Annotated in this window: 9 protein-coding genes and 1 pseudogene; all 10 read right to left on the bottom strand. The window is 69.0% G+C overall.

The window, feature by feature from the left end:
• Positions 1–4: 4 nt before the first annotated feature.
• Positions 5–1225, bottom strand: a pseudogene (locus AC0KXH_RS10980) (NAD(P)/FAD-dependent oxidoreductase); the annotation flags it as partial.
• A 271-nt stretch (positions 1226–1496) separates the two neighbouring features.
• A complete protein-coding gene (locus tag AC0KXH_RS10975; RefSeq protein ID WP_488223403.1) occupies positions 1497–3167 on the bottom strand; it encodes a bifunctional protein-serine/threonine kinase/phosphatase in 1671 nt (556 codons plus the stop codon).
• Positions 3168–3234: 67 nt separating this feature from the next.
• Complete coding sequence (locus tag AC0KXH_RS10970; RefSeq protein WP_041104992.1) at positions 3235–4446, bottom strand: nitrate/nitrite transporter; 1212 nt, start codon at positions 4444–4446, stop codon at positions 3235–3237.
• A gap of 208 nt (positions 4447–4654) precedes the next feature.
• Positions 4655–5233: an ANTAR domain-containing response regulator gene (locus tag AC0KXH_RS10965; RefSeq protein WP_041104994.1), complete on the bottom strand. Its 579-nt coding sequence runs from the start codon at positions 5231–5233 to the stop codon at positions 4655–4657.
• A 10-nt stretch (positions 5234–5243) separates the two neighbouring features.
• Entirely contained in the window at positions 5244–6461 is a 1218-nt protein-coding gene (locus tag AC0KXH_RS10960; RefSeq protein ID WP_041105147.1) for a CmpA/NrtA family ABC transporter substrate-binding protein, read from the bottom strand.
• 80 nt (positions 6462–6541) lie between these two features.
• On the bottom strand, positions 6542–8173 hold the full coding sequence (locus AC0KXH_RS10955) for a BatD family protein (protein ID WP_488223402.1): 1632 nt from the start codon (positions 8171–8173) through the stop codon (positions 6542–6544).
• Positions 8170–9867, bottom strand: coding sequence for a VWA domain-containing protein (locus tag AC0KXH_RS10950; protein ID WP_488223401.1), 1698 nt, complete (start codon positions 9865–9867; stop codon positions 8170–8172). Before AC0KXH_RS10950 ends, AC0KXH_RS10955 begins: the two co-directional genes overlap by 4 nt.
• Positions 9864–10883, bottom strand: a complete 1020-nt coding sequence (locus tag AC0KXH_RS10945; protein ID WP_213149971.1) for a vWA domain-containing protein — start codon at positions 10881–10883, stop codon at positions 9864–9866. Before AC0KXH_RS10945 ends, AC0KXH_RS10950 begins: the two co-directional genes overlap by 4 nt.
• Positions 10876–11370: a DUF4381 domain-containing protein gene (locus AC0KXH_RS10940; RefSeq protein WP_041105000.1), complete on the bottom strand. Its 495-nt coding sequence runs from the start codon at positions 11368–11370 to the stop codon at positions 10876–10878. Before AC0KXH_RS10940 ends, AC0KXH_RS10945 begins: the two co-directional genes overlap by 8 nt.
• Positions 11367–12320, bottom strand: coding sequence for a DUF58 domain-containing protein (locus AC0KXH_RS10935; RefSeq protein WP_165563224.1), 954 nt, complete (start codon positions 12318–12320; stop codon positions 11367–11369). The genes AC0KXH_RS10940 and AC0KXH_RS10935 overlap by 4 nt, the downstream gene beginning before the upstream one ends.
• Position 12321 lies beyond the last annotated feature (1 nt).

Below are 12321 nucleotides of genomic sequence, written 5' to 3'. Positions count from 1 at the left end.
GCACGCCGAGGGCCGCGACCGCCTGCTCGCCGAATGCGAGCACGTCGCGCAACTGGCCGAGGCGGCGGCCCTCGCGCAGCTGGTCCAGGTACCAGGCGCTGTCGGCGGTGTCGCCATACAGGCAGGCGCCGACCAGCACGTCATCCTTGAGCACGAGCTTCTTGTAGATGCCCTCGAACGGGTCGCTCAGGCTGATCGTCTCGGTACCCTCCGCCCCCATGAAGTCGCCTGCGGAGAACAGTTCGATGCCGGTGACCTTGAGCCGGGTGGCCGTCACCGAGCCTGCGTAGCGAACATGGCCGAGGCGTGCCAGGTGGTTGGCGCAGACGCGCGCCTGCTCGTAGAGCGGCGCCACCAGGCCATAGGCCACCCCGCGATGGCTGGCGCACTCGCCGACGGCATAGATGCGCGGATCGAAGGTCTGCAGCGTGTCATCGACCAGAACTCCGCGCGAGCAGGGCAGGCCGGCGCTTTCGGCGAGCGCGCTGTTCGGCCGGATGCCCGCGGCCATCACCACCAGATCGGCCGGCAGCTGCTCGCCATCGCCCAGGCGTACCGCGGTGACCTGGCCGTTGCCATCGTCCAGCAGCGCCTCGGTCTGTGCAGCGAGACGAAAGCGCAGGCCGCGGGCCTCGAGCGACTGCCGGAGCAGCTCGCCGGCGGTGCGGTCGAGCTGGCGTTCCAGCAGCCAATCGCCCAGATGCACCACGGTCACCTGCATGCCGCGCAGCGCCAGGCCATTGGCCGCCTCCAAGCCCAGCAGGCCGCCGCCGATGACGACCGCGTGGCGGCCGGTGCGCGCGGCGTCGAGCATCGCCTGGGTGTCGGCGATGTCGCGGTAACCGATGACCCCGGCCAGCGTGTTGCCCGGGATCGGCAGGATGAAGGGGCTCGAGCCGGTGGCGATCAGCAGCCGGTCGTAAGCGGCTTCGCTGCCATCGTCGGCGATGACGCGGCGGCGTGCGCGGTCGATCCGGATGACACGCCGGCCCAGGCGCAGGTCGATGCCGTGATGGCGATACCAGTCCAGGTCGTTGAGCACGATGTCGTTGAAGCCCTGCTCGCCGGCCAGTACCGGCGAGAGCAGGATGCGGTTGTAGTTCGGGTGCGGCTCGGCACCGAACACGGTGATGTCGTACAGCTGCGGTGCCAGGGCGAGCAGCTCTTCCAGGGTGCGCACCCCGGCCATGCCGTTGCCGATCACCACGAGTCTGGGTCTGTTCATGCCGTTCTCCGTAAGCCCGTGCCTGCGAGGGCGAAAAACAAAAAGGCGCCCCACCGGTTTCCCGGTAGGACGCCTTTGTCCGTCCCCGTCGAAGGGGGCGCCATGCTTCACCGTTGAAGCGCGGCGCGATGTCTGTCTGCTCTGACCAAGCAGAACCTGTGCCAGTTGGCCAAAGCGCCGCAAATCAGGCCTTTGCGCCGACCGCTGCGCATATTTTCACGCCTGGCGCGCACTCTTTTGAGGCCCGTTGAGCCGAGCTGGTGCGTGGCCTTCAGACGCGCCCGGCAAGAAGGATCAGCAGTGCCAGGTTACCCAGCAGCGATAGCAGGGCCAGCGTGCGCCAGACCTTCAACGGCTCCCGCTCGAGCAACGGTCGTGGCCGGTTGCTCAGCGCCTTGCGCTCCCCCTGCTCGAGTTCCAGCAGCCCTTGCTCGGCGGTTTCGAAGCGTGCGCCCGGGTCGCTTGCGACCGACCTGGCGAGCCATTCGTCGAGCCAGCCGGGCAGGTCGGGGCGGTAGCGGCTGGCCGGTACGGGTTGGCCGAAGCGCGGGCGCTGGAATGGCTCGACCTCGCCATAGGGGTAATGGCCGGTCAGCAGGCGATACAGGGTGACGCCCGTGGCATAGAGATCGCGCGCGGTGGTCGGAGCTGCGCCGGCAAAGGCTTCCGGGGGCAGGTAGCTCGGGGTGCCGGGCAGAGCGTTGGGCGGATCGGTCGACAATCCGGGGCTGTAGGCCAGGCCGAAATCGAGCAGGCGCAGCTCGCCGTCGTCGCCCAGGTGCAGATTCTCCGGCTTGATGTCGCGATGCAGGATGTTGCGCCGGTGCAGCAGCCCGACGGCGCTGATCAGACGCGGCGCCAGAGCCAGCCAGTCGGCCAGCGGCAAGGCGCCTTCGAGCAGCCGCTGTTCCAGCGTGGCACCCGCATATTCGCGCTGCACGTAGTACAGGTGCTGGCGTTGGGGCAGGCTGTGCAGCTCCGGCACGCTACGCCCGGCCACGCGGCGCAGAAACCATTCCTCCTGCAGCAGGGCCGGGCCGGCTTCCGCTTCGTCGTGGCGGCTGGGTGGCAGCGTCTTGAGCAGCCACGGCTGCCCGGCCGCGTCCCGAACCCGGTACAGCAGCGACTGGCGCGACTCGGCGAGCAGCCGCTCGACCCGCCAACCCTCGAACGGCTGCCCCGGTTTCAGTAAAGGCGGTAACGGCCACTGTACGAGGCGCGCCAGGGCGTCGGCGAGTGCCGCCTCGGGCAGCGACTCGATGCGTACCAGCAAGGCGCTGGCGTTGTCCTGGCTACCCCGGCTGTGCGCCAGGTTGACCAGTGCCGCAGCGGCGCGCGACAGATCCGGCTGGTCACGCAACAGGTGCGCGATGTCGGTCTCGGCCAGGCTGGCCCATACGCCATCGCTGAGCAGTACGAAACAATCGCCGGCGGCGAGGTCGCCGTCCCGGTAGTCGACCACCAGATGCTGGTCGAGCCCCAGCGCGCGTTTGAGCACGTGCTGCATGTCTGGTTGTTCCCAGACATGGTCTTCGCTGAGTCGCTCCAGCCGTTGGCCATCCCAGCGATAGGCCCGGCAGTCGCCGACGTGCGCGAGGGTGAAGCGCCGGCCGCGCAGGACCAGCGCCGTGAGTGTGGTGAGCAGTGGCCCGCCGTTACCGTTGGCTTGCAGCCAGCGGTTCTGCGCGACCAGGATACGATCGAGCGAATGCGCCACCGCCCAGGTATCGGGCGTGGCGTAGTAATCCTGAGCCAGTGCCTGCAACGTCGCATGGGCCGCCAAACCACCATCAAGGCACTGGCTGACGCCGTCGGCCAGGGCAAACAGACACCCCTTGGCGACCGCCTGGGGCGGTGCCGGAGTGACGATGCGCATGGCGTCCTGGTTTTCGCGGCGTGGTCCGGTGGCAGTGGCTTCGCCAATGCTCAGCTGCAGGGGCATGGAAAGGTTCCGTCAGGTCGGGAAGGATCGAGGGTGCGCAGTGCGCACCCTCGGCTCGCGCAGGCGGCTAGACCCGCGCCGCGGTGACGGCCGCCGAGCCCCAGGTGGTGCGCCAGCGACGCTTGACGCCATGCAGGCCGAACCAGGCCAGCACGCCGAGGGCCGCGAACAGCCAGAGGCCGAGCTGGTAATCGCCGGTGGACTGCTTGACCGCGCCGAGCCCGGCGGTAAGCAGGAAGCCGCCGATGCCGCCGGCCATGCCGACCAGGCCGGTCATCACCCCGATCTCCTTGAAAAAGCGCTGCGGCACGAGCTGGAACACCGCGCCGTTACCGGCGCCGAGGCTGAGCATGGCGACCACGAACAGCGCCAGCGCAGCGGTCGCGCTGGGCAGGTTGAAGCCGACCGCCGCGATGCAGATGGCCGCCACGGTGTACATCACCAGCAGAGCACGAATGCCGCCGATGCGATCGGCCAGCGCGCCGCCCAGCGGGCGTAGCAGGCTGCCGGCGAACACACATGCGGCCGTGTAGTAGCCGGCCTTGACCGGGTCGAACCCGTACTGATCGTGGAAGTAACCGGGCAGGGTGCTGGCCAGGCCGAGAAAGCCGCCGAAGGTCACGCTGTAGAAGAACATGAACCACCAGCTGTCGCGGTCGCCGAGCGCTTTCAGGTAATCCGCCACGGACTTGGGCGCCGGCCGGTTCGGTGCGTTTCTTGCCGCCAGGGCGAAGATCGCGAAGGTCAGCGTCAGCGGAATCAGCGCCAGGCCGAAGACGTTGTTCCAGCCGAAGGCCGAGGCCAGTACCGGCGCGAACAGCGCTGCCAGCACCGTGCCGGAGTTGCCGGCGCCAGCGATGCCCATGGCCTTGCCCTGGTGTTCCGCCGGGTACCACTGCGAGGCCAGCGGCAGTGCCACGGCGAAGGATGCCCCCGCCATGCCGAGGAACAGACCGAGCAGCAGCGCCTGGCCGTAGCTGTGCACGCCGGCGTACCAGGCGACGAATAGCGCGGCGATCACCACGGCCTGGCCGAACAGCCCGGCGGTCTTTGGCGACGTGCGGTCGGCCAGCATCCCCAGCACCAGGCGCAGGACCGCCCCGGAGAGGATTGGCGTGGCGACCATCATGGCCCGCTCCTGGGTGGTCAGGCCCAGATCCGCGGCGATCTGCACGCCTAGCGGACCGAGGACGTACCAGACCATGAAGCTCAGGTCGAAATAGAGAAAGGCGCAAAACAGGGTCGGCGTATGGCCGGCTTTCCAGAAGCTCGTGTTCATCGTTCAGTTCCAGATTGGGGCAGTGCAGCCAGTCGCTGCCTCTGCGGGTGGCACATCGATCAACGCGGCCCCGGCATCGGGGCAAACGAAAAAGGCGCCGCAACACGCCTGCCGGAGCAGGGTGGTACGACGCCTTTGTCTTGATCGGTAGCCGCCGTTGGCCGCCGATGGCTTGGTTCCAGCAGAAAGCGTGCCAGCTCGCGATGGCCTACTGCCCGAGCAGCTCGTGCATGGCGATGATCTGCTCGGCGACCTGGATCAGCTTCTGCTGACGGCTCATCGCCTGACGACGCATCAGGGTGTAGGCCTCTTCCTCGTTGCAGTGGCGCATCTTCATCAGCAGGCCCTTGGCCTGCTCGATGCGCTTGCGATCGGCCAGCTGCTGGTCGCGCGCCTGCAGCTGTGCGCGGATCGCCTGATCGCTTTCGAAGCGGGCCATCGCCACCTCGAGGATCGGCTTGAGCCGCTGCGCCTGGATGCCCTCGACGATATAGGCGCTGACCCCGGCGCGGATCGCCTGGCGCATCACATCGGGGCGGTCGTCCTCGGTGAACAGCACGATCGGGCGCGGACGATCACGGCTGACCATCACCACCTGCTCCATGACGTCGCGGCTGGGCGAATCGGTATCGATCAGCACCACATCGGGGCGGATGGCCTCGACGCGCTCGGGCAGGTCGATGATCGAACCGTGGTCGTCGATGACGTCGAAGCCGGCGTCGATCAGGGCGCAGCGCAGCCGGCCGACCTTCTTCGGGGTGTCGTCGATCAGGAGGATGCGCAACATGCAGGTCTCCTCAGGACAGATTGGCGATCGGCAGATCGCTCAGGGCATGCAGCGCGAAGCCGCGTGCATAGCCGGCCGGATCGCTGCCGTCCCAGTGGCTGCCGTCCATCAGGCGGCTAGTGCGCATCAGCGATTCGGGCACGGCAATGCCCAGCGCGCTGGCGGCGTCCCGGTAGAGCGCGGTCTGCTGGACGCTGCGCGCCACGGCGAGGTAGTCCGGGTCCTGGCGCAGCAGCCCCCAGCGGCGCAGCTGGGTCATGAACCAGAGGCCATCGGAGTGGTACGGCATGTTCACCTCGCCCTCGCCAAAGAAGCGCAGGGCGTGCGCATCCTGCCAGGTGTGGCCGAGGCCGTCGGCGTACTGGCCGAGGAATCGGGGTGCGATCGCCTCGAGCGGGGCGCCGACGTATTCCGCTGCGGCGAGCAGCTGAGCGGTGCTGCGGCGGTTCTCGTCGCTCTGGTCGATGAACCGGCTGGCGGCCAGGACCGCCATGATCAGCGCGCGCGCGGTGTTCGGGTACTGCTCGACGAAGGCACGGGTACAGCCAAGCACCTTTTCCGGATGATCCGGCCAGATCGACTGGCTGGTGGCCAGGGTGAAACCGGAGCCTTCGGCAACCGCTTGCGCACCCCAGGGCTCGCCGGCGCAGAAGCCATCGATACGCCCGCTGCGCAGATGGCCGACCATTTGCGCTGGCGGCACGACCAGCGTGCGCACATCCTCCAGCGGATGGATGCCGTGGGCCGCCAGCCAGTAATACAGCCACAACGCGTGGGTGCCGGTCGGAAAAGTCTGCGCGAAGGTCAGGCGTGCACCGCTTTGGCGCACGCAGTGGCGCAATGCCTCGGCGTCGGTCACGCCGGCTTCCATCAGCGAGGACGACAGGTTGATGCTCTGGCCGTTCTGCGACAGCCCCATCAGCACCGCCATATCGACCGGCGCGCTGCCGCCGATGCCGAGGTGAACGCCGTAGATCAGGCCGTACAGCCCCTGGGCGGCATCGAGCTCGCCATCGATGAGGCGATCGCGCAGCGCCGACCAGGAGTGCTGGCGGTGCAGGTTGAGGGTAAGTCCGTAGGGCTGGGCAAAGCCCTGGGTGGCGGCGACGATGAGCGAGGCTGCATCGGTGAGCGCCATGAACCCGAGGTTGAGACTGTTCTTTTCGGGGGCGTCGCTGCCGTTGACCCAGGCGAGGGCGTCCGGGCGGGCAGAGGGAATATCGGTCATGAAAGCGGCCTTGTCGTTTGCTGCGCGCGGCAGGCGGGTCCTGCCGGTGCGTAGCAAGCGATATGCCAGGGTGCCCGGACTCAGCGCGGATAGAGCGGCGGCAGCGCGGCCGAGTCCTGTTCGGCAGTGGGGGTTTCCAGCGGTGGCAGCGAGCGGATCGCCTGCCACAGCGCTTCACCCTGCCAGCGCTGCCCGGTCTCGCTGTAGAGCGCACCATTGAGGCCGTCCAGTGCTTCGGACAGCGGCACGAAGCGAGCGGCCATCTCGGCGAGGGTTTCCGGCTGCTGCCGCGCCCAGGCGTCCAGCGCCTGGCGGGTGGCCTGGGTATCGTTGGCCTGGCAGGCCCGCCGGAGATCGTCGAGCAGGCTGCGCGGGGTCGGCCCGCTGGCAGCGCTGCGCTGCACCACCGGCGGCTGTCGACGAGCCCGCCACCAGAGCCCGAAACCCAGCAGCGTGGTCAGGCCGAGCAGGGCGGTGCTCAGCTGCCAGGGCCAGAGCGGCTTGGCAGCGGCGCGGCGGGGCTCGGCCGGGCCGCTCAGCGGCGCCTCTTCGAGCTGCGGGTTTTCCGCGATGCTGAGCTGGCGTGCGGCCAGGTTGGTGCGCTCGAGCCGATCCTGCTCGACGTTCCACCAGACGACCTCCAGCGCCGGCAGCTCGACCTCTCCGGCACGAGTCGGCACCAGCGCTTCGCGATCCTCGCGGCTGCCGACCACGCCGTTCGGCCCGGTCTCGTCAGCCAGCCCCGGCTGATCGGGGTAGCGCCGCAGCCCGTCGCCAGGCGCGCTGCCGAGCGGGGGCAACTGCGCACTGGTAAGCCCTTCGGCCTTGATCAGCAGGCTGCGGGTCAGCGAGTCGCCAACCTGTGCCTTGCCCGGGTCGCCGCTCCAGGCCTCGACCAGCGTCAGCGACGTGGCCGGCAGCCAGGGGGCGTCGGTCGGGTAGTCCCGCGGCTTGGGCTTTACCTCGACCGGGATGGTCGGTGACTTGACCTGGGTCGAGCGCCCCGGGCGCGGGCCGAGGATCGAATAGTCATTGCCGCTGGCCACCGTCGTGGCGCTGAACAGCTGGCTGGGAATCTGCAGCCGCCCGCTCTTCTGCGGAAACAGCGCGTAGCGCACCTCGATCACGCCGTGGCGGACGCCATTGATGTCCTTTTCGTAGGTGCGTGGCTCGCCCAGCCGCTTGACCAGCGCATCGGGCATCTGCAGCGGTGAGAGCGTGCTGTCGTCGTACAGCGACACGGAGTGATAGATACGCAGCGTCAGGATGATCTGTGCCTGAACGTAGACGCTCTCGCGGTCAACGCTGGCGTCGATGAACACCGGTGCCAGCAGGGCGCTGTCATGATTGCCGCGCGCCTCCTGCACGAAAACGGTGATGGGGTCGCTGTGCCAGTCGCCCAGCTGCAGCGACGGAATGATCAGGTAGCCGGTACGGCGCGGGCGGAGCGTGGTCAGCCAGCGCGTGACCGCCTGCGCTTCGCCGCCGACGTTGGACAGGCTGTTGAGCTGACGCGTGTCGTAGACCTCGAACAGCTCGTTCAGCGGTTGCAGATCGGGTCGCCCGAATACCGCGGCGTCGCGCGCCTCGAGCGTCAGTTCCAGGGTTTCGTCGAGGCTCAGGCGAGTGCGGTCGACGCTGGCGGCGAGCCCTGCGGCTTGGGCACTCAGCGCGGCGCAGGCGAGAACCAGGGCAAACAATAGGCGGATCATTGGGACGCTTCCTGACGCTTGCGCTGTTCGTAGAGAAATTTGCGGCGCAGCAGCTCGCCCGGATCGTCCGGGATCTGTCGAAGCCACTGCTCGGCGGCCTGGTACTGCTCGCTGATCGGGCGCGGCGCATCGCTGCGGGCCGACGCGGCGCTATCGGTTTCGGCGGGCGCCTGGGCGATCTGTTCGGTGTCCGAAGCGCTGGCCTGGTCGGCCGGGCGCGGCGCGGTTTGCGTGTTGCCCTGCTCCGGCGATGCAGCCGAAGGCTGGCCACCGTCCTCTGCCTGCCTGCCTTGCTCGCCCGGCTCCGGCGCTTCAGCGGCCTGGGCCGCTTCGTCGCGCTGGCGCAGCAGTTCTTCGACCAGAGCCTTGTTCTGCAGCGCGGGCTCGAGCCCCGGCTGCATGTCCAGCGCCTGTTCGTAGGCTTCCCGCGCCGCCTCGAGGTCGCCGGAGCGCGCCAGGGCGTTGCCTCGGTTGTAGTGATCGGCGGCGCTGTCGCCTTCGGCGAAGCGACTGATGGCCGCCGCGTAGTCACCTGCCAGGTAACGGGCGATGCCTTGCCAGCGGCGGTCGGCGAAGCGCTCGGCTGCCTCGCTCGGGCGCCCCTCGTCGAGCAGGCGCTGGCCTTGCTGATCGGGGCGCAGCCATAGATCGCGCAGCTCGAAGGCGTCGGCCGGAGCGGGTTGCACGAGCAGCAGGGCGAGACCGAACAGCCAGCCGCGACGGGCTGCACAGGCGGCAACCAGCAGCAGCGGTAACAGCAGCCAGTAGCCCTGGTCGAGCCAGGCATCGAGGCGCAGACGTTCGGGCTGCCGGACGATGGCGCCCGTGCGGTCGAGCAGGCCGAGGCTATCGAGGTCGGCCGCGTCGAGGCGCGCCTGCTGGTAACGACTGCCCAGTTGCGTGGCGAAGCGGCGCAGGCCGTTGTCGTCCAGGCGCGGAATCAGGATGGCGCCATCGGCATCCTTGACGAAGCCGCCTTCGGCGCGCGCGATCGGGGCGCCTTCGGGCGTGCCGACACCCAGAATCAGCAGCCGCTCGCCGTCGTCGCCCAACTGCTGGCCAATCGCCTGTTGCTGTTCGGCGGGGATACCGGTGCCGATCAACAGCAGTCGGCCGCGCCCTTGCGCGCCCTGCTCGAGCAGGGCCAGCCCCTGTTCGACTGCCAGATCCACCCGCTGGCCGCTCTCGGGCATCAGCGAGGGCTTGATCGCCTGCAGTAGATTGGCGGTGGTCGCCAGGTCGTCGGATAGCGGCACCAGCGTGTGCGCACTGCCGGCGTAGACGACCACCGCAGTGTGCGCATCGGCGCGCGCGAGGAGCAGATCGAGCAGCTTGCGGCGCGCCTGTTCCAGCCGGGTCGGCGGGACATCGCCGGCGAGCATGGCCGGCGTCATTTCCAGCAGGACCACCAGCGGGTCGGCGCGTTTGAGGCTTGGTTGCTCCAGCCGCTGCCAGCTCGGCCCAAGCAGCACGAGCATGCCGAGCGCCCAGCCCAGTGCCAGCAGGGCCCAGGGCAGACGGCTGGTGCGTTGGCGGCCCTGAGTCAGCAGGACCGCTTGAAACGCGGCAGGAATCAGGCGTTGCCAGCGGCCGACCTGGCGCTGCCGATGCCACAGTCGCCAGAGTAGCCAGGCGAGTACGGGCACGGCGAGCAGCCACCAGGGGCGCAACAGATATGGCATGAGCGCGTTCATTCGCCGGGCTCCCGGCGCGCCAGCCAGCGTGCCAGCGGCGCCTGCCAGAGCTGCGCCACGGCCAGCAGCACGCTGATGGCGAGCGCCGCAGCCAGTGGCCAGGCATGCAGCGGCTCGGCTATGCGAGCGCGGGTGGGCGCCTGGGCGGCGGGTTCGAGGTGGTCCAGGGTTTCACCGATGGCCTGCAGTTCTTCCCGACTGCGGGCGCGGAAGTAGGCACCGCCGGTGGCCTCGGCGATAGCACGCAGCGTCGGCTCGTCGAGCTCCAGCCCCGGGTTGAAACCGAAGCGGCTCAGTACACCGGTTTCCTCCGGTGCGGCACCGATACCGATGGTGTGTATCTTCACGCCCTGTTCGGCGGCCAATCGAGCGGCGACCAACGGGTCGACCTCGCCGCCGTTGTTGGCGCCGTCGGTGACCAGCACCAGCACGCGGCTCTTGGCCGGCCGTTCGCGCAGGCGCTTGACCGCCAGGCCGATGGCGTCGCCGAGTGCGGTGTTGCTGCCGGCAATGCCGACGATCGCTTCGTCGAGCCAGGTGCGCACCGTTCGCCGGTCAAAGGTCAGCGGCGCCTGCAAGTAGGCCTTGCTGCCGAACAGGATCAGGCCGACCCGATCGCCCTCGCGGGCTTCGATGAAGTCGCCGAGCAGGCGCTTGACCAGCTCCAGGCGGGTGATGTCCTCGTCCTCCCAGCGCATGTCGGGGTAGTCCATCGAGCCGGACACATCGACGGCCAACAGCAAGTCGCGACCGCTGGTGGGTAACGGCAGGGGTTCGCCGAGCCATTGCGGCCTAGCCGCAGCGAACAGCAGCAGCAACCAGACGGTGAGATAGGGCAACTGCTGGCGCCAGCCGGGCAGGGCGATGCGCGCCCGGCGGCCGGATAGCGACTCGAGCTCGGGCAGAAAGCTGATCTTCAGCGCGGCCTCGCCGTTGTCGGCCGCCGGCAGCAGCCAGCGCAGCAGCCAGGGCAAGGGCAGTAGGGCAAAGGCCCAGGGCCAGGCGAGATCAAACATGCTTGCGGATCCAGATGTCGACGGCCTGCTCGAGGCCATCGATGGCTTTATCGTCGAGCCGGCACTGCGGGCGGTAGGCGCCTTCGACCAGCACCATCCAGCGGGTCAGGCCGGCGGCCGGGCAGCGGCTGTCGAGAAAGGCGAGCCAGGCACGGCCGCTCAGCGTGTGCGGATGGTCGTCTGGATAGCGCGCCCGGCATAGGCGCTTGAGCAGGCCGTTGAGCTGTTGCAGCCATTCGTTGGCGGGTTGCTGGCCGTAGGGTTTGCTCAGTCGGGCCAATTCGTCCAGAGCCGCCTGACGGCTCGGCTCGAGCGGTGCCGGGGCGGCCGTCTGCGGGCGCGGTCGATGCAACCGGCTGCGCAGACGCCATAGGCCGAGCAGCGCAGCCACCAGCAGCAAGGCGAGCAACCACCAGCCAGGTGCAGGCGGCCACCAGCTCACGGCCGGTGGCAGGATCGGCGGGGCCAGCTGCTCCAGCGGGTTCATGCCAGGGCGCTCGGGCGAAGGCTCAGATGACTGCGCAGCTGTTCGACCAGGTCGCTCTGCGTGTCCAGCGGCATCAGCGGAACGCGCAAGCGGTCGGCCAGGCGCTGCCAACGCGCCTGGCGCGCCTCGCCCTGGCGGTGATAGGCCTGGCGCAACGGGGCGTCCAGCGTATCGAGCTCCAGGCGTGCCGCGCCCTGGGCGAAGCGCAACAGGCCGGCGGCCGGCAGGGCGTGGTCGAGGGGGTCGAACAGTGGCAGTAAAAGAAGGTCGACGTGGCGCGCCAGCAGGCTCAGCTGCTGTTCGGCGGCGTCGCCCAGGGTGCGCTCGTCGCAGAGGATCACCGCCAGGCTGCCGGGGCGCAGCACCTCGCGGGCGCGGCGCAGGGCAAGCGAGAAGGCTTCCGGCTGTTCGGGCGTGTCGCAGTCGAGCGCCCGGTTCGCGCGCACCAGGCGGTCAAGCAACTGCAGCAGGCTCTGCTTGTTGCGTCGCGGCTTGATTTCGTGATGCTCGCTGGCACCGAAGACCAGGCCGCCGACACGGTCGTTGTGGTGCAGCGCGGCCCAACCGACCAGGCTGGCGGCCTGCGCGGCGAGCACCGACTTGAACACCCGGCCGCTGCCGAAGAACAGGCGGCGGCTCTGCTCCACGACAAGAAAGATCGGTCGCTCGCGCTCCTCGTGGAAGAGCTTGGTGTGCGGCTCCTGGGTGCGGGCCGTGACGCGCCAGTCGATGGTGCGCACATCGTCACCGGCCTGGTAGATGCGCACCTGATCGAAGTCGACCCCGCGGCCGCGAAGCTTGGAGTGGTGCAGGCCGATCAGCGGGCTGCGGCGATGCGGCGTGGAGAACAAGGGGACTTCGCGCACGCGGTGGCGCCACTCGATGAGTTCGGCAAGGTCGACGCGCAGGCCACTGCCGGCCGGCGATGCTGCTGCGGCCGGGGTGTGCATG

This window comes from Stutzerimonas sp. CXK-1 (genome assembly GCF_057738225.1).
The sequence above is the reverse complement of the archived record's forward strand: the minus strand, read 5'-3'. Positions and strand labels throughout refer to the sequence as shown.